Origin of the sequence: Alcanivorax sp. S6407 (assembly GCF_023016115.1) — a bacterium.
Taxonomy (GTDB): Bacteria; Pseudomonadota; Gammaproteobacteria; order Pseudomonadales; family Alcanivoracaceae; genus Alcanivorax.
In genome coordinates, this window is sequence record NZ_JALKBH010000011.1 from 15,508 (window position 1) to 35,367 (window position 19,860).

At 58.4% G+C, this 19,860-nt stretch carries 13 protein-coding genes; 3 read left to right on the forward strand and 10 right to left on the reverse strand.

The window, feature by feature from the left end; genetic code table 11:
* Positions 1 to 79: 79 nt before the first annotated feature.
* The 5 genes from MWU49_RS16835 to MWU49_RS16855 form a co-directional block, all read right to left on the reverse strand.
* Complete coding sequence (locus MWU49_RS16835) at positions 80 to 466, reverse strand: DUF4345 family protein (protein WP_246974614.1); 387 nt, start codon at positions 464 to 466, stop codon at positions 80 to 82.
* A 488-nt stretch (positions 467 to 954) separates the two neighbouring features.
* A complete protein-coding gene (locus MWU49_RS16840; RefSeq protein WP_246974616.1) occupies positions 955 to 5,304 on the reverse strand; it encodes a hypothetical protein in 4,350 nt (1,449 codons plus the stop codon).
* Between the two features lie 280 nt (positions 5,305 to 5,584).
* On the reverse strand, positions 5,585 to 7,045 hold the full coding sequence (locus tag MWU49_RS16845) for a hypothetical protein (RefSeq protein WP_246974617.1): 1,461 nt from the start codon (positions 7,043 to 7,045) through the stop codon (positions 5,585 to 5,587).
* A gap of 328 nt (positions 7,046 to 7,373) precedes the next feature.
* Positions 7,374 to 8,894: an NAD(P)/FAD-dependent oxidoreductase gene (locus MWU49_RS16850; RefSeq protein ID WP_246974619.1), complete on the reverse strand. Its 1,521-nt coding sequence runs from the start codon at positions 8,892 to 8,894 to the stop codon at positions 7,374 to 7,376.
* Between the two features lie 14 nt (positions 8,895 to 8,908).
* Positions 8,909 to 9,760, reverse strand: a complete 852-nt coding sequence (locus tag MWU49_RS16855) for a metal-dependent hydrolase (RefSeq protein WP_246974621.1) — start codon at positions 9,758 to 9,760, stop codon at positions 8,909 to 8,911.
* A 246-nt stretch (positions 9,761 to 10,006) separates the two neighbouring features.
* Between MWU49_RS16855 and MWU49_RS16860 the strand changes: the two genes are divergently transcribed.
* On the forward strand, positions 10,007 to 10,255 hold the full coding sequence (locus tag MWU49_RS16860) for a hypothetical protein (protein WP_246974623.1): 249 nt from the start codon (positions 10,007 to 10,009) through the stop codon (positions 10,253 to 10,255).
* A gap of 41 nt (positions 10,256 to 10,296) precedes the next feature.
* Here the strand turns inward: MWU49_RS16860 and MWU49_RS16865 are convergent, their stop codons facing one another.
* The 3 genes from MWU49_RS16865 to MWU49_RS16875 form a co-directional block, all read right to left on the reverse strand.
* On the reverse strand, positions 10,297 to 10,689 hold the full coding sequence (locus tag MWU49_RS16865) for an MAPEG family protein (protein WP_246974625.1): 393 nt from the start codon (positions 10,687 to 10,689) through the stop codon (positions 10,297 to 10,299).
* A gap of 214 nt (positions 10,690 to 10,903) precedes the next feature.
* Positions 10,904 to 12,436 (reverse strand): bifunctional GNAT family N-acetyltransferase/carbon-nitrogen hydrolase family protein, encoded by a 1,533-nt coding sequence (locus MWU49_RS16870; protein WP_246974628.1) that lies wholly within the window; start codon positions 12,434 to 12,436, stop codon positions 10,904 to 10,906.
* A gap of 103 nt (positions 12,437 to 12,539) precedes the next feature.
* Positions 12,540 to 12,914, reverse strand: a complete 375-nt coding sequence (locus tag MWU49_RS16875; RefSeq protein ID WP_246974631.1) for a hypothetical protein — start codon at positions 12,912 to 12,914, stop codon at positions 12,540 to 12,542.
* Between the two features lie 27 nt (positions 12,915 to 12,941).
* Between MWU49_RS16875 and cobB the strand changes: the two genes are divergently transcribed.
* Together cobB and MWU49_RS16885 are read left to right on the forward strand one after the other, a co-directional pair.
* A complete protein-coding gene (cobB, locus tag MWU49_RS16880; RefSeq protein WP_246974635.1) occupies positions 12,942 to 13,652 on the forward strand; it encodes a Sir2 family NAD+-dependent deacetylase in 711 nt (236 codons plus the stop codon).
* Between the two features lie 392 nt (positions 13,653 to 14,044).
* Positions 14,045 to 15,118 (forward strand): 3-deoxy-7-phosphoheptulonate synthase, encoded by a 1,074-nt coding sequence (locus tag MWU49_RS16885; RefSeq protein WP_246974639.1) that lies wholly within the window; start codon positions 14,045 to 14,047, stop codon positions 15,116 to 15,118.
* A gap of 289 nt (positions 15,119 to 15,407) precedes the next feature.
* On the opposite strand, the gene MWU49_RS16890 is transcribed toward MWU49_RS16885, so the two are convergent.
* Positions 15,408 to 18,443 carry a hypothetical protein gene (locus tag MWU49_RS16890; RefSeq protein ID WP_246974642.1) on the reverse strand — a complete coding sequence of 1,012 codons (3,036 nt, stop codon included), beginning with the start codon at positions 18,441 to 18,443 and terminating at the stop codon, positions 15,408 to 15,410.
* Positions 18,444 to 18,755: 312 nt separating this feature from the next.
* The gene (locus tag MWU49_RS16895; protein WP_246974645.1) at positions 18,756 to 19,757 is read right to left on the reverse strand and encodes an alpha/beta hydrolase; all 1,002 of its coding nucleotides are present in this window, start codon (positions 19,755 to 19,757) and stop codon (positions 18,756 to 18,758) included.
* Positions 19,758 to 19,860: the final 103 nt, after the last annotated feature.

The window sequence follows — 19,860 nt, forward strand, 5'->3', positions numbered from 1 at the left end:
CATGACTGCGAGGCCTTTTTTGAACACGAGAAACGATCAGGCACACTCAGGAAGGAGAAAGTTGAGCACGCTGGTCGCCTCAGGGCTCCACAGCGCGAAGGCTCGCCCAGGCCCACACACCAAGGATCGCCGCCACCGCTTCCATGGCCAGATACAGCAGCATATAACCGTTAGGGTTGCCGTCCACCGCAATACCAACACCACGGCCCAGCGCCATACCGACCATCAATACAGTGACACCCAGGGCACCGGTTCGTAGCGTAACTGCACTGCCCGCCAACACCCACAGGATCACACCCACCCCCACCGAAAGCCCTCCATACGTGGCGCGCATATCAATCCAGGCTGAGGATGCCACCGGCACCTCTCCCACCACCTTCAACATCAGTGGCGCCGGCGCGACAATGAAACCTGCTCCGTAAAGCAGAAAAACCAGTGCCACAAGTCGAACCAGTAACGCTTGCATATTCCCTTCCTCATTGATTCCGTCAACGGCAATTGCACCATCCCAAGCGTCAACACCAGGTAGCGCTTTGCTCTTATTCTGTCAGGTTGAGCATGGCAAAGGGAGACAAACACCAGGCCAAAAGAACAATGGGTGCATCAAGGAAAGACGACAAAAAAAGGCTGGCAAGGAATGGCCGGAGAGGAGTTTCGATCTTGATGTGGGAACATAGCGTAGCGAAGTAACGCACGGAGTGCGGCCCGAAGGGTGAGCGAAGCGAACAACTTGCTTGCAGATGACGCCTTTCACAACTTCGGCCAAACCCGTTTCGCGCGCTAACCCGATCACACAGATTGGTTCCGCCTGGTTTTTTCCTTTCGCATATTGCGGGCGGCCCGATGCATCCGTCAGCTGCGAAGCAGCCATAAAACAATGGCCCCGCACGAATGCGGGGCCATTGCTGTTCGGTCAAGTGGTTATCGACATGCTGGCATATCGCTGGCCACCGATCAGATCGACACAGGGAAATGCTGGTCAATCAAGGCTTGCGTGGTGGCGGTGGGGATATTGATCAGCCCGATGCCGTTATCCACATAACTGCCCTCGTCCGGGAAGTTGGGCAGATCCACAATCTCGAAGCCAGTGCGGTTCTGGAAACTACGGTCAAAGCCGTTGTTCATGATATCGCTGGCAATGGCCGGGGTGTGGTGGCCGCCCGGGATCAGGAAGCCCAACAGGCTGTGCAGAATTTCATGGGCCAGGGTCTCGCCCATCAGGCGGCCAATAATATCGATACCCAATTGCTTGAGCCTGATATCGGTGAAATCCAGTCCCTGGATGGTTTGCACAATCTGCCGGGTAGCATCGTCCACATCGCCGGCGGCACCGCCGGCCACAGCATCGTCGAAGGCGCCGGGCCATACCGAGATGGGTTCATCATGGACCGTCGGGCCAATGCCACCGGTTCCCGGAGAGGTAAGCCCTGCCAACCCGGCGGAGGGAGGATTACCACGCAAGGTCGCCACGGTGACCCGATTCGCCGCTGCCCCACCACTGGCAAACTGCGCCGGCAGGCTTTCATTGAATGGGGCCAGTTCCCAGATGGTGCGCACATTGCTGGTATTCAACAACAGGTCGCACGTCTGCTTCGCTACCTGCAGCACCGCCGCTTTCACATCATCAAGACTGAAGTGGGTCAGCACCGCATCCAGCGCGGCGGCCTCCTCACGCACCGCCACGAATTGCGGCACCGACAACGGCACCTTGATGCTGGCCAGGGCGGTGCCACTGGTGTCACGCACGGTGTAGTCCAGTTCCTGGCGGCCCGGGATCAAGGGGGTCACCGTCACCGTCTCCGCATCCTGATCTGACAGCGCCATGGCATCCGGGTTGGGCCGAGTCCAGCGTCCTGCGGCGCCTTCCGGTGCGCCATTCACATTCACGTCCAGCGTCAGTGTGCCGCTCTTGTCGCCGGTGGCCGGTCCAAACGCCAGCCCGTCACGGGATGTGGGTGCGGTAAGGATAATCACCGGAGCGGTACTGTCCGCCACGCCGCCCTGGGTTCCCCCCAGCAGCGAGTTGGTAATCGCGTTGCCCTGCCCTTCACTGAGCAAACCACTCTCTACCGCGCGGCGTACCGTCTGCACATGATCGCTGACCTGGGAAGGGGAACTCTGCCGGACCATCTCACCGGTGAGCGCCTGCAGGGTACCGTTATCGCCAGCCGCCGCCGTGCTGCTACCACCGCCACTGGTGCCGGAACCGGACGGTGAAGACTGGATGCCGGTGGTACCGGAGCTGGCCGCGGAGGGTGAGCCGCTGGAGCTGATCGGCGTGCCGGTATAGGCAGACACCAGACCACGCACCACATCCCCGGCAATGGCATCCATGGCGGCACGATGCTGACGGGTACTGGTGAAGGCTTCCTTGGTGGCATTGTTGATGAACTGCAGTAATTCGGCGCCACGGGAGAGATCACGGAAAATATCCGGGGTGCCCATCACATTGAGCCCGGCGGTCATGCCATTGGGGTTGGGTACCGCCGGCGCATTCTGCAGATTGATCATCGGTGTGGCGAAATCCGTCGGCCGGGTATCACTACCCTGCACCCGGGAGCCCGGAGTCACCCCGGTAATCTCCGGTGCCGATTTCTGACAGGATTGCTCTGGATCGATAAAGCGTTCCACATCCCGTTTTTCGGTGGCATTGCAGCAGGACAGGAACACCTCGGCAAACACACCGCGGGTGGGCAAGCTGACCATGCGGCTGGAGACCATATAGTTGGGCGCATCGAGCTGAACCAGACGATGACCTTCCAGCAGCTCAAACGCCACATAGTTGCCCAGTACCCCCACCGGCTTGTTGACGATACTGTCCAGCAGGGAGTTGCCCTGAAACTGGAAACGGTCAAAGCGCATGGCACGGCGATCCGGATCTTCAAAAAACCAGATGGCGCGCAGAAAACGCATGGGTCGTGACTGGATATAGGCGATCAGTTTCTTGAGTCGGCAGTAATCCTCATGCTCACGTCCCCGGTAACCTTCGAAGCTGACCGATGGTGGTGTAATCGCAAAGCTGGCATGGGGGTTATCGTTGGTCAGCGTGGTTTCCGTCACTGCCACATCCAGACGAAAGCTCTGGCGCTCAGGCACAAAGCGGGAACGGTCGGTCCTCGCCATGATTTCCACGCTGCTGATCTTGTGGCTGATGGCCTGCTCCAGCAAATCCTTGATGCTTTCCCCGAAAATACCGAAACCACCAACCCCGCCCATGACACGAGCGGCTTCCACCGGATCAAAACCAATGCGGATCGCTTCAATATCATCCGTTCTTACCGGATCAGAGACAAAGTCCACCGGTGCCTTGCTGGCGCTGCCGCCGCGGGGATAAAGCGGGTAACTCTGACCATCTTCGGTTTCGATGGTCAGTGTCAGTCCGGGACGCCAGGCCTTGTTCAGATTGATGCGCCAGCGAGAAAAGGTGGCGTAAGGCTGCTCGATATCGTACACATCACGGCAATGCAGCAGTCGCGACAGCGCCTCAAAGCTCTTGCGATAGCTGCGCGGCACCATGCGGCGCAAAAGACGGGAATGACGGTCCAGGAAGCGGGTGATCGGACGGCTGGGCGCCAGCACGTATTTGTTGAAGCTGGGAATATCATCAAAGATATCCGGCTCAATATCATAGGGCACCAGCACCACCGGCTTTTCCTCGACCAGCTCCGTCTTCACTGCGTAATGGGACAGCACCTGAAAGTACTGCACCGTCATCGCGTGATTACGATTATGGTTGTGCACCGTGCGAGTCTGGATGCGCTCGGATTCCCGCTGTGAAGACGTGGTCACCACGGTGGAACGCTGGGAGCGCACCGATGAGGCACGCTGGGTCACATCATCGGAAATATCCTGCAGGGTGGACGCCTGCAGACTGCGACGTCCTGTGGTGGTGCTGGAGGTGCCACCACCCCCACCGCCAATGCTGAAGAAACCCAGATCAAGGCTGGCACCGCCACCCCCGCTGTGGGATTCGCCGGTCTGTTTTTCTGTCAGTACCGAATCCACCACTTCCTCGATGGCCCGGTCGTGGCTCAGCTCATGCTCCATCTGCTCGCGCTGCACACGGGATTCCACACGTGTATCCCGCTGGGTCCGCGACCAGTCGATAAACGCCAGATTGACCTGCTCGCAAGGAGCCAGCGCCAGAGAATAGAGCAGTTCGCCCAGTCCCCGCCCTACCGGATACCAGCCTTGCCGATACATATTCACGGTGCCCAGCAGGATATTGCCGCCGGTAAGGCCGTACACCGAGGCAGACTCATCGCCAAACGGAATCGGCGCGCGCACCTCCTGACGGGGAATGGCCTTCTCACGGAAATTCAGATCCGGTTCCTTGAGCCGCACAATCTGACGAAAATGATATTCCCGGGCGGGAAACTCGGTGCGCGGCCTCAGGCAGCAATTACCGTCCACGTGTTCCTCATTGAGGCCAAATGAACGGGGCGAATTCTTGATATCAATGTCATCCGGGTCTTCGATGGTGCCGGGAATGTCCGGGCCATCAAGATCCGGAAAACGGGGTTTGAGTTTTTCCAGGATGTCAGGGCGCAGAAATACCTGGTGCGGCACGCCGAGATCCCGGTGAGTGGCAATGGAAGCTTCCATGATCGGACTGCGCTGTATGCCGCCGTCATCATCATTACCCTGCCCCACCACAATCTGCATGTCGGAGAGACGATTGACAGGAAAGTTCCCCAGATTCACCGACGCATAACCGAACTTGTTGGTGTTGCCGTGACGAAGAATCAGCGGCTTACCGGTCTCGGCATCCTTTGCCTCCAGGCGAAACGGCACATTGCCGGCGGCTTCACCGTTTTCTCCATTGACCAGCATTCTCACCTTGCCAACGGTTTGCACCGGTTCCGCCACACCATCCTTGATGATGCGGCCACCGCGGGGCCATTCACTGGCAACCGGCGTCAGGTTGGCATACTCACTCGCGGCCAGTTCGATATTCATGGTTTCAAACTTCGCCGCCTTGACCACCGCTGGCAGCTCATCCAGTTCGGCAAGTGGCCGGCTTTCCAGGCCCAGCGCACTGGCAATTTCCGGTGATCTGGCCGCTTCATTTTGCAGCTCCAGCAGCTCATCGCGAAGCACGCGCACCTTGCGTTCCAGGCTGGCTGCCCCACTCTCATCACCGCGCTTGCGCAATGCTGCCGATTCCGCTTCGAGCTTGCTGATACCGGCTTCAAAGCGGTGAACACGATGAGTGATCGCCTCCAGATGTTTTCTGGTGGGGGAAAGGGATGCAGACGGATTGACGGCGCGTTCGCCGGAATTGGAACGGTCCTTGGTCGCCATTTTGACCTCCATGTCATGGCTTGTTGTGGGTGTGTCGTTGACTGACACCGGTAGCATCCTTGCTACCCAAACAGGCTTGAGCCTGAATGTTACGCTTGGCGTATGGAGGGCATCGTCTGCCTATGAAAAGGCGACGACTGTGAAGTAGGTATCAGATAGGAAAATTGATACTGGAGTGCCAGAGAAATTTACAAACAAGCGATATCACGAGGATATTACGCAGAGAGCTTTACGCCCCCTGCGTCTGTGACAATGCGAACCTGGCTGCAAGTAACGTCGATCAGGAAAGCGTGACCTCAACGGTATTGAAGTCCCGTTTTGGCAGATTGGCATCGTCCCGTTCACGTACTCGCCAGGCATCCATTTTCAGTGCCACCCTCCCCTCTGCATTTCGATGAAATGCTGCCGTCATGAAATGTTCCGTGGTGCGATCTTTCGGATAGGCAGAAAGCCACCAGCCCTGGCGCACACTCACCGCATCAGGGCAATCGACCGGATAGGATGACCAGCCTTGCGGGCGCACTGACGCATGGGGGAAAGGCTCGGGATTGCGCTCCGGCGTTGAGGTAGCAATACCGTCCAGGAATGTCAGGTTGGACAAGGGAGAGGCAATGACTTCCACCAGCTTGCCGCCGTTGGGCCCCAGTGTGGTGGTGGCAATGCGACCGAAGTGCACATCGCCGCTCATCACCACCACATCATGGCCGGTTTCACCCAGGGCCTCCAGCAAACGGGCATACTGATCACGATAGCTCAACAGATTACGCTCCAGCGGATTCGGTGCCACGATCAAGGGCTGGGGAATTACCAGCACCCCCGGGCCAGTCAAACCTTTCGCCCAACCGGTTAGCCTGTCGAAGTCCCGCTCCGGCAGAAAACGGTCGTCATCCCGGTAGGAGCGCAAATCCGCAAGACAGAACGACAGCTCATCAATATCGAACGTTTCCACCCTGGGGCTCTGCTGAATACGTCGCACACCATCTTCCGATGCCTTGGTCCAGGTCTCACGTACATCTTCAATCTTCAGGGCCAGCAAGGTGGGGATCAGGGAATCGTAGAAGGGGTAATCATTCCAGTATTCATGATCATCGGGCAGCATCCAGGTGGCTCCCCGGCTGAGGATACTGCCCAGTAATTGCCAGTGCTGCGCATAGTCATCCGCTACCCGCTCACGAATTTCACTGCGCACGAAAGACAGGGAATCGAAACCGATATCCAGGTAGACCTGATCTCCGGTAAGAAAGGTAACGTGGGGCCGGACATTTTCAGGGCCTCGTTCATACAGTGCCCGATAGGAACCCGCCGCCTGACCACCATCACGGTGAGCGTAGAAACAGCTACCCAACGCCACGGTGAACGGCCGCTCACCGGCTGCGGGCAGCGCTGCTGGCAAGGTATCGAACTGGCCATGGCGTAACACCTGCCACTCTTCCACTTCGCGGTAAATGGAATCCGTACGGCGGATGAACTCCACCTCATAATGGGTATCCGGCTCCAGCCCCTCAAACTCCACGGTGGTGAAGAAACGCTGGTAGACATAGCGGAAAGGTCGTTGCCAGTCCTTGCTCACGATGTCCTTGCGAATACGGGTGCCGTCCGGCTTGATCAATTCCACACAGGCTTGCTCAGGCTTTCTCAAGGTATGGAACAAGGTACCCACCCATACCTTTGCCGAGGTTTGCGACACCCTCAGCACCGCCAGAGACCATTTCCCCTTGTTGGTATTCAACCCCTCAGTCATACAACATCCTTCCCTGAACTTATTATGATTGTTGATTCCGGGACCAAGATTGCCCTGATCAGCAAAAGGCTACAAGCGAACCAGTTGCAGGTTTTATGCTAGCGAATATCACCACCCTGCCATGCAACCTTAACCATGGGTTTTGCAAACGAAGCCTTTCCGTGGCTCGACCAAAACCGCTTCGCGTGCAAGCACGCTCCCACAATGCTCCCCTTCCCCGCTTGCCTTTCGCATGTTGCGTGTTGCCTGATGCGTGAAGCAGCCGCAGAGCGGCAAAAAAAGGGGCCGAAGCCCCTCTGACAGTTACTGCTTGATGCCTCAAAAACACTCAGGCAGAAACCGCTTCTTTCACTGTTTCCTCCACATGCACAAACTCGTAATCGGTACTGCGTACCTGCCGGGTCCGCAGCCAGTAACGCCAGGTAGAGCCAGGCCACAAGGCAAAGTTCTTGCCGTCTTCCTGCTGGTACCAGCTGGTGCAGCCGGAGGTCCAGGTGGTGCCTTGCAGGCGGCGTTGTACATCATCATTGAAGGCTTGCTGGGCGGCAGGTTTCACATCCAGATAGTCTGCCCCTTCGGCTTTCAGCAGCTGCATACACTGCATGATGTAGTTCACCTGGCACTCGATCATGAACACGATGGAGTTATGACCCAGACCGGTATTGGGCCCCACCAGCATGTACAGGTTGGGATAGCCGCTTACCGTCATGCCGTAATAGGCCTCGGAAGACTCCGCCCAGTCCTTGTGCAGATCCCGACCCGGCAAACCGGTCAACGGGAAGTCCTTCATGTAGATACGTGGGTCTACCACAAAGCCGGTACCGAGGATGATGCAGTCTGCTTCGTGCTCCACACCATCATCGGTGACCACGCTGTTGGCTTTCACTTCCCGGATGCCTGCGGTAACCAGTTCCACGTTGTCGCGGTTGAACATGGGGTACCACTTGTTGGAAATCAGCACCCGCTTGCAGCCAAAGGCGTAATCCGGGGTCAGCTTTTCCACCAGCGCCTTGTCTTTCACCTGGAAGCGGATGAACTGCTTGCACAGGGTCCCCAGTAATTTTGCCGCCCGGGTACTGGAAGCTGGTGCCACACGGGACTCGTTGCTCCAGTAGAGCCTTGCCCGATGCAGTTTGCGCAGCGCCGGAAAGCGTTTAAACAGGCGCTGCTGAAATGCCGGATAGCCGCGCTCATCGCGGGGTATCACCCAGGCAGCCGAACGCTGAAACACCGACAGCTTTTTTACCTTGGGGGCAATCTCCGGACAATACTGAATGGCACTACCACCGGTACCGATGGAGACCACCTTCTTGCCCACCAGATCATAGCCGTGATCCCACTCGGCAGAATGCATCACCTTGCCCTTGAACCGCGCCAGCCCTTTGATCTTTGGCTTGTTGGGTACGTGCAACGGTCCGGACGCCAACACAAAATGGCGACAGCGGATGGTGGAACCGGCGGCGGTACGTACCGTCCACTGGCCGCTAGCATCATCAAAGTGCGCTTCGTTTACTTCTTCCTGAAAGCGGATAAACCGACGCAGGTCATACTTCTCCACCGTATCGAGGATGTAGTTCTCGATTTCGTCGCGGGGAGCATAACGCTTGCTCCAGTTCGCCTTTCCGGCAAAGGAGAACGAATACAGGTGCGACTGCACATCACAGGCCGCACCGGGATAGCCATTGAAGTACCAGGCACCGCCCACCTCGCTGGCCTTTTCCAGAATGACAAAGTCCTCATTGCCGGCTTCCAGCAACTTGATGGCCATGCACAGGCCACCAAAACCGGCACCGACAATGGCCACTTCCTTGTTCAGGGTTTTCGCACTGATTTTTACTTTACTATTCATGATTTGCTCCCTGCTCAGGCGGCTTTGGCCTGATTGACATCAAAGTTGCTCACCTCATTGACCAAAGCTTCGGCCTGATCCAGGAAATGACGGTTGTCATGCATCCAGGGGTGAAAGCCCGGGCGGAAGAAATCCAGCCAGTCCGGCAAGGCCCGACGCAGTACTCCAGGGCGCCCAAGGGTCAGATTCAACACCTTGCCCCAGCCTTTCAGCTTTAACAGGCCCCCGCCCTTCGCCACCATCACAGTGTAGAACGGCACATACAGACTCCAGAACAGCAGATTGGCGATCAGGAAGGCCGCCACGCGCAGCCCATAAGCCTGAACGCCTTTTCCCATCACCTGCTCGTAGGCATCAAAGCACACTGCCTTGTGCTCGGTTTCCTCGATGGCATGCCAGCGCCACACCGCAGAGAAATGCGGTTCCACCTGCTCCAGGAGGGTGTCGTTACGCAGCAGTACATCCCCCAGTACCGCCGTCAGGTGCTCCAGCGCCACGGTAGCCGCCAGTTGAAAGGAGCGCGGGGTTTTCTTGACCAGCTCCAGCAGGTTAACGACCAGCTTGTCCATGGCTTCCACCGGCATCCCGGCGGCCACCAGCGCCTCGTTGTACTCCTCGTGCTCGCGGGTATGAAACCCTTCCTGGCCGATGAAAGCGGAGATCTGCTCCTTCAGTTCGTCCCCGACGATCTCCTTGCGGTAATGACGCACGCTCTGGATAAAGAATCGCTCCCCGGCCGGGAAGAAGATCGACAGGGTGTTGAAGAACTGGGTGACGTGCAGCCCAGCCGGATTCCAGCTGAGAGCCTGGTCTTTGGGTAAGCCGAATTTGAGGTTTCGGCGGATGGGATCTACCTGAATTGTCATTATCATGCCCCTTCAAAGAATCGGAATGCCCCGATCCTAGAGCGGCAACGATGACACCATCAATGGTTACATTGCGCGATGTCACCTTTTATTGATTCAGGTCAAATTGGGGCCCCCGGAGCCGCGGCCTCAGGGGGGCAGCGTGCAGAGATCACTTACAGCAGACCGCGCAACCGGCGGTCATTGACCAGAATTCGTCTTGCTGACATCGTGTCCGCATCGCTTAACCCAGAGGAAAACAACAAAATGCGATATATCGGCATACTGATCGCCCTGCTGGCCGTGGGCTGGCTGGTGATGACCCAACTGCAAAGCGCTCCCACCGGCCTGAGCACCGACACCGCCGAAGCGGTGGAAAGCGTGGATGCCCCGGCGAATGTGCCTACCCAGGTACCGCGTAACGCAGAAGAAATGAATGAATTCGAGGCTCAGATCAACAGCCTGAACCAGGGCCATAATGCCCGCACCCAGGAAGCCCTGGAACAGACACAATAATCATGCCCTCTGCCTGCGCCCTCCCCAGGGCGCAGGTATCTTCACTGGCTCGCCGCCAGATACACGATATACAGACAGCAGCCCATCCCCACCGCAAACACGCCGGAACGCAGCCAGGCCAGATTGGCGATATACAGAACCGGATGCAGCAGCCGGGTCGCCAGATACAGCAACGCCACCCCATCCAGGCGGTTCAGATCCAGCCCTGAGGCGTAAGCGATAAAGCACACCATGGTAAAGACGATAAGCGCCTCCCAGGCATTAGCCTGCGCTGCCTGCGTCCTCGCACCCGCTCCTTCCAGTGCTGCCTGCTGCTGGCGAGGATGATAGTTATCGAAATGCCTGAATTGCTTGATGCGGAAATACACGCCCACCCAGGCGAGGAAGATGGGCAGGAAGGAGATAGCGAACAGTACGTAGAGGATGGTGGGCATGGGAGAATCCTTTCAAACTGAAGGCGTCATAAGCGAATCGAGATGATGTGCGGCATCGGGTTTTTCCTCAAGAGTAACGCCCCAAAATCGTATCGGAGGGTGGGAGTTACTCTTGAGGGAAAGAACCTCCTTGAGTGAGCTCAATATTCGCCTGACATTCCTCTGCTTCACTGGAATCTTTTGCAGGCAAGCTCCTGCGAAATGACGGCGTTAATCAGTCTTTCCTCTTCCAATCCACGCTGTACAAATCTTCTCGTCGATCGCGCAGGTTGGTCACGGAGCCCTCCCGATGAAGCAGTTTCAGTTTTTCCAGATCCACGTCCGCGAACATCAGCATCTCGGTATTGGGCACTGACTCACTGATGATGGCATCGTGGGGGAAGTAGAAATCGCTGGGGGAAAACACCGACGACTGGGCGTACTGGATATCCACCGCGTCCACCCGTGGCAGGTTACCCACAGAGCCGGAGATGGCCACGTAGCATTCGTTCTCGATAGCCCGGGCCTGGGCGCAGTGGCGCACGCGCAGGTAGCCATTCTTGGTGTCGGTCCAGAACGGCACGAAGAGGATGTCCATCTTCTCCTCGGCGAGCAGACGTCCCAGTTCCGGGAACTCCACGTCGTAGCAGATCAGGATGCCCACACGGCCGGCATCGGTCTCGAACACCTGCACCTTGTTGCCGCCCTGAATCACCCAGTCACGGCGCTCGTGGGGGGTAATGTGGATCTTGTACTGGGACTCCACGGAGCCGTCGCGGCGCATCAGGTAGGCCACGTTGTAGACCTTGTCATCCTCTATCACCGGCATGGAACCACCAACAATGTTGATGTTGTAGCTCACCGCCATGTCAGCCAGGGCATCACGGACCTGATCGGTGAAGCTGGCCAGGAAGCGCACCGCTTCCACCGAGTTGAGTTCCGGACGCAGGCCCATCAGTGGGGCGCTGAAGAATTCCGGTAGCACGGCGAAGTCGGCGCGGTAATCAGACAGGGCGTCGATAAAGAACTCCACCTGGTTGAGCAAGTCCTGCACGTCCCGGGCTTCCCGCATGCGACGCTGTACCACACCCACGCGCACCACGGTGCGGCGCGGCCATTCGGTCTCTTCATCTTCCGGCTCATAGAGAATGTTGTCCCATTCCAGCAGGGTGGCGTAGCCATGGGAGTCTTCGTCCTCCGGCAGGTAGGCCTTCATCAGGCGCTTGACGTCAAAGCCATTGGACAACTGGAACGACAGGATCGGATCGTAGATGGCGCGGGCTTCCACCTGTTCGATGTACTCGGTGACCTGCATCTGATCCGCGTAGTTGGTGTAGCCCGGCAGACGGCCGCCGGCGAGGATGGCACGCAGGTTTTCTTCGCGGCAAAGTTCCTTGCGGGCTTCATAAAGCCGACGCCCCAGCCGGTAGCCGCGGTATTCCTTGTCCACGAACACATCCAGGCCGTAGAGCGCATCGCCCTTCTTGTCGTGGGAACGGACCTTGTCGTCGGTGATCAGGTCTTCATAACGATGGGGGTTGGAGAAGCGATCGTACTTCACCTTGATGGTGAGCGCGGTGGCCACCAGCTCGCCGTTGTCTTCAATCACCAGCTGCCCTTCCGGGAAAATCCGGATCAGGGTACGGATGGTGTCTTCCGGCCAGGCACCACCGATATCGTGGTAGACCTGATCCATCAGTTTGGCCAGGGCGGGGTAATCCTCTTCGGTGAGAGTCCGCAGGCGCAGGCGAGTGGTTTCTTCGGCCATATATCACTCCGTTTTACGCTGCACGCATCACGCGACAGGCAAATAAAAATTTTTGTCGGAAGTCTGAGGTCGGACGTCAGACGCTAAATCCGCAACACCTTTACTAACTGCTCAAGGGAGGAAACGGGATCAACCAGCTCATCTCCCGATTCTGCAATGCATCCGGCCCTGTGGGATAGAGGGCAATGCCATCGGGGCGGATAAACAGCACCCCGCCTTCGTTCAGCCCAACGTATCCGGACTGGTGCTCACGGACAAAGCCACACTCACTCCCCCATTGCGGCTGCAAGGAAGCTGGAATGCTCTCGTAGCCAATGACACCATTAGCCAGGGGGTCATCAATGGCCACACGGTCGCGATACAGGCCCACGGCATCTTCCCCCACCAGCAGCACCATGCCCTGATGAAAATGCAGCAGGGTGACATTACCGCGTCCGTTGAGTGTCAGATTTTCCTGATGTTCGATGATGGTATCCATGGGACAAGAGTTTCCGAGGGCAAATAAATGGCTGAAAACATTGTAATACTTACCGGCGCGGGAATCTCGGCGGAATCCGGAATCAAGACGTTCAGAGCCTCGGACGGCCTGTGGGAAAACCACCGGGTAGAAGATGTGGCCACCCCGGAAGCCTTTTTCCGCAATCCCCTGCTGGTACAGAATTTCTATAACCAGCGTCGCGCCCAGTTGCTGACCCCGGCCATCCAGCCCAATGCGGCTCACCGGGCACTGGCAAAACTGGAGGCGGCCTACCCACAGGGTAATGTACTGGTGGTCACTCAGAACATCGACAATCTGCACGAACAGGCCGGCAGCAGCAACCTGATCCACATGCATGGCGAGATCCTCAAGGGGCGCTGCCAGACCAGTGGTGGTCTGGTGGACATCGACCACGACCTGACCCCGGCACTGCCCTGCCCCCTGTGCGGCAAGAAAGGCTGCCTGCGCCCCCATGTGGTGTGGTTTGGCGAGATGCCCCTGGAGATGGAAACCATCTACCGGGCCCTGGCCCGGTGCGACCGCTTCATCAGTATTGGTACCAGCGGCAATGTCTACCCGGCAGCGGGCTTCGTGGAAGAAGCCAATCGCCACGGCGCCCATACCATCGAGCTGAATCTGGAGCCCTCCCAGCAGCTCACCGCCTTTGCCGAGCACCGCCATGGTCTGGCCACGGAGCTGGTACCCGGGTATGTAGAGGAGTTGATCAGCCTTTTGTAGCCGCAAGCGGCAAGCGGCAAGCTACAACGCGAATCCGGGTTTGGGGTTAACCGGCTAGCAAGCTGCTCCGCGTTGAAATGCCAGGGTCAAAGGGGCGATATGGCAGCTGCCCACTCCTGAGCGCGGGCATGGCCCAGAAATGCTTACCGAGCCCCCCGCGCCCAGCGCCTTGTAGCTTGTAGCTTGAGGCTTGAGGCTTGAGGCTTGAGGCTTGAGGCTAACAGCCTGCTCCTCATAACCACCACCTATATCACCAACAGCCTTGTCCCGTATTTCTCTGGCGGCCCGTTTCCGCTAGACTCCTGAACCTCTATATATAAGGAGTGCCCGCTTTCGCAGCCCGTCACAGAGCGGGCCGGGGGCTCCGGCAACGACAGCTAGTCAGGAACAACATGACCGATAAACAGGTAGACGATCTCAATATCGCCTCGCAGGAACTGCTGATCACTCCCAACGCGCTGAAGGAAGAGCTGCCGCTCTCCGCCAATGCCCGTCAGACCGTGATTGAAGGGCGCGAGACCATTCGTAACATCCTCGACCGCAAGGATCACCGCCTGTTCGTGGTGATTGGCCCCTGCTCTATCCATGACACCAAGGCGGCCATGGAATACGCCCAGAAGCTGAAAGCCCTGGCCGAGGAAGTGAAGGACACCATCTACCTGGTGCTGCGTGTCTACTTCGAGAAGCCGCGTACCACCACCGGCTGGAAGGGGCTGATCAACGACCCCTACATGAACGATTCCTTCAAGGTTCAGGACGGCCTGCACATTGCCCGCAAGCTGCTGCTGGACGTGGCAGAACTGGGCCTGCCGGCCGCCACCGAGGCGCTGGACCCCACTACCCCGCAGTACGTTCAGGACCTGATTTCCTGGAATGCCATTGGCGCCCGTACCACCGAGAGCCAGACCCACCGTGAGATGTCCTCCGGTCTGTCCAGCCCGGTAGGCTTCAAGAACGGTACCGACGGCAGCCTGGATGTGGCCGTAAATGCCATGCTCAGCGTGCAGTCTCCGCACCGCTTCCTGGGTATCGATCCGGAAGGCCGCGTGGCACTGACTACCACCAAGGGTAACCAGTACGGCCACGTGGTTCTGCGTGGCGGCGGCGGCAAGCCGAACTACGATTCCGTCTCTGTGGCGCTGGCTGAGAAGGCGCTGGAGAAAGCCGGTGTCTCCACCAACATCATGGTGGACTGCTCCCACGCCAACTCCAACAAGGACCCGGGTCTGCAGCCTCTGGTGATGGAAAACATCGCCAACCAGATTCTGGAAGGCAACCAATCCATCGTTGGCCTGATGGTGGAATCCCACCTGAAATTCGGCAACCAGAAAATCCCGGCCAACCTGGATGATCTGGAGTACGGCGTCTCCATCACTGATGGCTGTATCGCCTGGGATACCACCGAGAAAGCCATCCGCGACATGGCCGACAAGCTGCGCGACGTGCTGCCCAAGCGCAACGGTTAAGCCGCAGTGCGGTCACCCAAAAGCCCGGTCTGGTACCGGGCTTTTTTTTGTGGGTAGTTGGTTGGTGAGTTTCGAGTCTCGAAATACAAAACCCGATTTTTTGCTTCTCGCGACTCGTAAATCGCTCCTCGCTTCTACCCTTTGCCTCGGTGTCTCTCGAATCGCTTGCAGGCAAGCTCCTACAGAAAAAGTTACGCCGAGTTTGAATGGAGCGTGATGCCGCCACAGACCCGCCCACAAAAAAGCCCGGCATAGGCCGGGCTTTTTCTTCGCTGGTATTAGGCTGCGCTTACAGCAGGCCTCCCAGTAGAGCATCGAACAGACCGGTCAGCGGGTTCTCCTCCGCATCCGCACCAGACAGTTCTTCCAGCAGACAACCCAGCCCCAGGGTCAGGGAGACGTCGCCTTCATCGTTGGTCCCGCTCAACAGGGAGCACTCTTCGGACAGCGGAATGTCCAGGAACTCGATGTTGTCCAGAGACTCGATGAAGCAGGCCGTGGGATCCACACTGCCAGTGGCAGAGGTTTCCGGGCAGACCTGATTGGTCAGCTCATTGGGCTCGCTCAGCGGACCGAGCAGCTCTTCCAGAGCGCCTAGGTTGGCGCCCGCTTCCATCAGACAGTCAGACGGCGTGCTCGGGCCAATCTCGCCACCGGCGGTCACCGGACAGAACTGTTCCAGTGCGCCACCGAACGGATTCTCGCCGCCCATACCGCCACCAGCAACCGCTTCCTCGAAGCATGAAGCTGGATCTACGGAACCATCAGATGACTCTACCGGACAGAGGGCGTCAGTCAGCGGGTTGCTGCCACCGAGGATGTCCTCGATGTTACCGAAGTTGCTGCCTGCTTCTGTAAGGCAATCGATCGGGGTAGTCGGGCTCAGTTCAGCTTCTGCAGTGGTCGGACAGAACTGCTCCAGAGCCGGAGCAAACGGATTTTCCATGTCGCCGCCCGGCATGCCGCCAGCAGTGGCCTCCATGAAACAGGCCGCCGGATCGATCGGGCTGCTCTGCGCCGCTTCCGGACACAGGGCTTCCGTCAGCGGGTTAGCGCCGCCAATCAGCTCTTCCACGTCACCGAAGGCCGCACCGGCTTCGGTCAGACAGTCGATGGCAGTGGTCGGACCCAGATCTGCCATGGCGGTCTCGGGGCAGAACTGACCCATCACCGGAGCAAACGGGTTGCCTTCGCCACCGGGCAGGCCACCTTCACCAAAGCCGGCTGCGGCTTCTTCGAAACAGGCTGCCGGGTCCACCGGGCTCTCCGCAGAGGCCACCGGACACAGCGCATCGGTCAGCGGGTTGCTGCCCAACAGCAGGTCCTGCACGTCCTGGAAGTTGCTGCCCGCTTCAGTCAGACAGTCGATGGGAGTCGTCGGACCCAGATCTGCCATGGCAGTCTCGGGGCAGAACTGCTCCAGTGCCGGGGCAAACGGGTTTTCCATGTCACCACCGCCAGCGGTGGCTTCCATGAAACAGGCTGCCGGATCAATCGGGCTGCTCTGCGCCGCTTCCGGACACAGGGCGTCAGTCAACGGGTTGGCGCCGCCAATCAGCTCTTCCACGTCACCGAAGGCTGCACCGGCTTCGGTGAGACAGTCGATGGCAGTGGTCGGACCCAGATCCGCCATGGCGGTTTCAGGGCAGAACTGACCCATTACCGGGGCAAACGGGTTACCTTCGCCACCGGGCAGGCCACCTTCACCAAAGCCGGCTGCGGCTTCTTCGAAACAGGCGGCCGGATCCACCGGGCTGTCTGCAGAAGCCACCGGACACAGGGCATCGGTCAGCGGGTTGCTGCCCAGCAGCAGGTCCTGCACGTCCTGGAAGTTACTACCCGCTTCAGTCAGGCAGTCAATCGGAGTGGTTTCACTCAAGCCATCCAGGGCGGTTTCGGGGCAGAATTGCTCCATCACCGGCGCCAGCGGATTCTCCATGTCGCCGCCCGGCATGCCACCAGCGGTGGCTTCCATGAAGCACGCCGCAGGATCAATCGGGCTGCTCTGGGCCGCTTCCGGACACAGGGCTTCAGTCAGCGGATTGGCTCCACCAATCAGCTCTTCCACATCACCAAAGGCAGAACCGGCTTCGGTCAGACAATCGATCGGGGTGGTCGGACCCAGATCGCCAGCAGCGGTATCCGGGCAGAACTGCTCCAGTACCGGGGCCAGCGGGTTCTCCATATCACCACCGCCACCACCGGGCAGACCGCCGCCAGCGGCTTCCATGAAACAGGCAGCCGGATCAATCGGGCTGGTCATGGCCGCTTCCGGGCACAGGTTCTCGGTCAGTGGGTTCGGGCCGGTCAGCAGATCCTGAACCTCCTGGAAGTTACCACCGGCTTCTGCCAGACAGTCAATGGCAGTGCTCTCGCTCAAAGGCGCGGCTGCCGTTTCCGGACAGAACTGTTCCATCAACGGGGCGAACGGGTTGCTGGCATCACCGCCAGTACCACCATCGCCGCCGTCGCCACCACCATCACCCGGGAATCCACCCTCTCCCATGATGGCTTCTGCGAAACAATCCTGTGGATCATATCGGCCACTGGCAGACTCAATGGGGCAGAGCTGCTCGGTGAGCGGGTTGGTGGCGGTGATCATGTCCACAATGGTCATGTAGACACGGCTCGCCTCATCCAGACACTCGGTAGGTGCTTCAGGGTTCGGCTCAACCGAACCGGTTTCCGGGCACAGTTGATCAGCGAATGGATCTCCGCCATCACCACCCTCACCGCTACCGGGCAGATTGCCGCCGGCAAGCGCTTCGCTGAAGCAGTTCGCGGGATCGACTTCGCCGTCGGCCGCTTCTTCAGGGCAGATAGCTTCAGTGATCGGGTTGGCACCGCCAATCATGTCACCGAAGTCACCAAAATTACCGGCCGCTTCTTCCAGACAGGCCGCCGGGAAGGTAGCGCTGCCATCGAATGAAGTGTCGGTATCATAGACAAAGTCCTGATCCAGCATTTCGCCGTTGAAGGTCAGGGTCGCATCGAAAGCCTGGGCGGCTTCGGGACAGAACTGCTGAACAACAGGATTGAGGGACAGCTCGTAACCGCTATCTTCCTCGGCTTCGTCTTCCCCTTCTTCAAGACAGGCTTCAGGGCTGATGTTACCCAGCTCATCCGGTGCCGCGCTGGTCAGCGGACACAGGGCGTCAGTGAGCGGATTTTCCTGATCGATAATTGCAGCGATCTCTGGTGGCAGAGCGCGGGCAGCCGCACCGGCATCTGCGGCAGGTGCGGAGCTGCTGCCACCGCCACCACAGGCTGCCAGCATGGCCGCGAGGGCGCTGGTACCTACCATGAGTTTGATTTGTTTGGCCAAGATGAACCCCTCCATCATGCTTTGTCGTTATTACTTCCCTGTTTGGGGAATGTGCATGGGGGACTATGCGGGGGATGTGCAATCTACTGTAGAGCAAGGGGGTTGACGGTATGTAACCAAGCGTAGTCATCGTAACCGCTTGGTGTCCGCAAGCCGCTCAAGATTACACACTGCAAAAATTGGTTCATCACGAAGTAACGGCAAGGGTCCATGAGAGGCATGCCCCCGTCTTAATCCATCGCAGAGCTCGCTGGATGCCTGAAAGCCTCACACCTTACGAAATGAGTTCAGGACAAGGGAGCGAGCCTCTAATCATTGTCGCCCGCGCACCACCCGGGCGTGGGCGCGAACATGACCTTCGGCATCACGCTGACTGAGGTGATCATGCACAAAGGCACCTATCTCCTGAAGGGCTTGCCGGGCTTCGGGAACCAGCGACGCCAAAGCATGGAAAACATGAGGCATGTTCTCCCAGACCTGCAGCTGGCAGGGCACCTCTGCCTTCGCCGCCTGCTCAGCAACCCTTTCGGCATCACTGAGCAACACCTCGGTGCTGCCGACCTGAATCAACATAGGAGGCAACCCTGCATAATCAGCGTAGACGGGAGAAATGAGCGGAGAGGCAGGATCATGCTGACGGCTGTAGGAACCGGAGACGAAGCGCAATGCGTCGATGGGAATCATGGGGTCGCGCCGATTATTACTGACAATACTTTCGCCACTGCAGGTGAGATCCGCCCAGGGACTGATCAGTACAGCGCAGGAGGGCTGCGGCAATCCCAGTTCACGCAGTCGCAGCATGGTCACCAGTGACAGGTTTCCACCCGCTGAATCGCCGGCAAAGACAATGTGCTGAGGATCATATCCCAGTTCCAGCAACGCCTTGTAAGCACGCACCGCATCATCGATAGGCGCCGGATAGGCCCAGTCCGGAGGCTGCCGGTAATCCAGCGCCAGAACCTTGGCCTTGCAGTACTGGCTCATACGCCAGGTCACGGCGCGATGGGAACGGGGCGAACCAAAAAAATAAGCGCCACCATGAAAATACAGCACCACCCGATTGGAGCGCACATTACGGCCGGCAATCAACCATTCACCGGGCACACCACCGACCAGCGCCGGAGAAATATGTACATCGGAGTGAACCGGCAGCGCCAGCGTGACCGTATCGAATCCCAGTTGGGAAAACTTCATGAAACGGCGGCTGAAGCGAATGCGATTGACCACCGGCTTCACCAGCGTCTTCAGGGAACGGATAACCACCCTGCTCTGCCAGCTGGTACCCGGAAACACGGTATTGTTGTTTTTGTCCATCTCGGTACGCGCTCAATAGGTATGCTGCCAGACTAAGTGGTCATCAGTTTCGTAACAAGCCACAATACGCACAGCTTTGTGGATAATAACGCGATCAGGATCA

Bases quoted from the DNA above. Each gene is read 5' to 3' on its own strand.
- MWU49_RS16835 (WP_246974614.1), bottom strand. From the start codon at position 466: ATGCAAGCGTTACTGGTTCGACTTGTGGCACTGGTTTTTCTGCTTTAC.
- MWU49_RS16840 (WP_246974616.1), bottom strand. From the start codon at position 5,304: ATGGCGACCAAGGACCGTTCCAATTCCGGCGAACGCGCCGTCAATCCG.
- MWU49_RS16845 (WP_246974617.1), bottom strand. From the start codon at position 7,045: ATGACTGAGGGGTTGAATACCAACAAGGGGAAATGGTCTCTGGCGGTG.
- MWU49_RS16850 (WP_246974619.1), bottom strand. From the start codon at position 8,894: ATGAATAGTAAAGTAAAAATCAGTGCGAAAACCCTGAACAAGGAAGTG.
- MWU49_RS16855 (WP_246974621.1), bottom strand. From the start codon at position 9,760: ATGACAATTCAGGTAGATCCCATCCGCCGAAACCTCAAATTCGGCTTA.
- MWU49_RS16860 (WP_246974623.1), top strand. From the start codon at position 10,007: ATGCGATATATCGGCATACTGATCGCCCTGCTGGCCGTGGGCTGGCTG.
- MWU49_RS16865 (WP_246974625.1), bottom strand. From the start codon at position 10,689: ATGCCCACCATCCTCTACGTACTGTTCGCTATCTCCTTCCTGCCCATC.
- MWU49_RS16870 (WP_246974628.1), bottom strand. From the start codon at position 12,436: ATGGCCGAAGAAACCACTCGCCTGCGCCTGCGGACTCTCACCGAAGAG.
- MWU49_RS16875 (WP_246974631.1), bottom strand. From the start codon at position 12,914: ATGGATACCATCATCGAACATCAGGAAAATCTGACACTCAACGGACGC.
- cobB (WP_246974635.1), top strand. From the start codon at position 12,942: ATGGCTGAAAACATTGTAATACTTACCGGCGCGGGAATCTCGGCGGAA.
- MWU49_RS16885 (WP_246974639.1), top strand. From the start codon at position 14,045: ATGACCGATAAACAGGTAGACGATCTCAATATCGCCTCGCAGGAACTG.
- MWU49_RS16895 (WP_246974645.1), bottom strand. From the start codon at position 19,757: ATGGACAAAAACAACAATACCGTGTTTCCGGGTACCAGCTGGCAGAGC.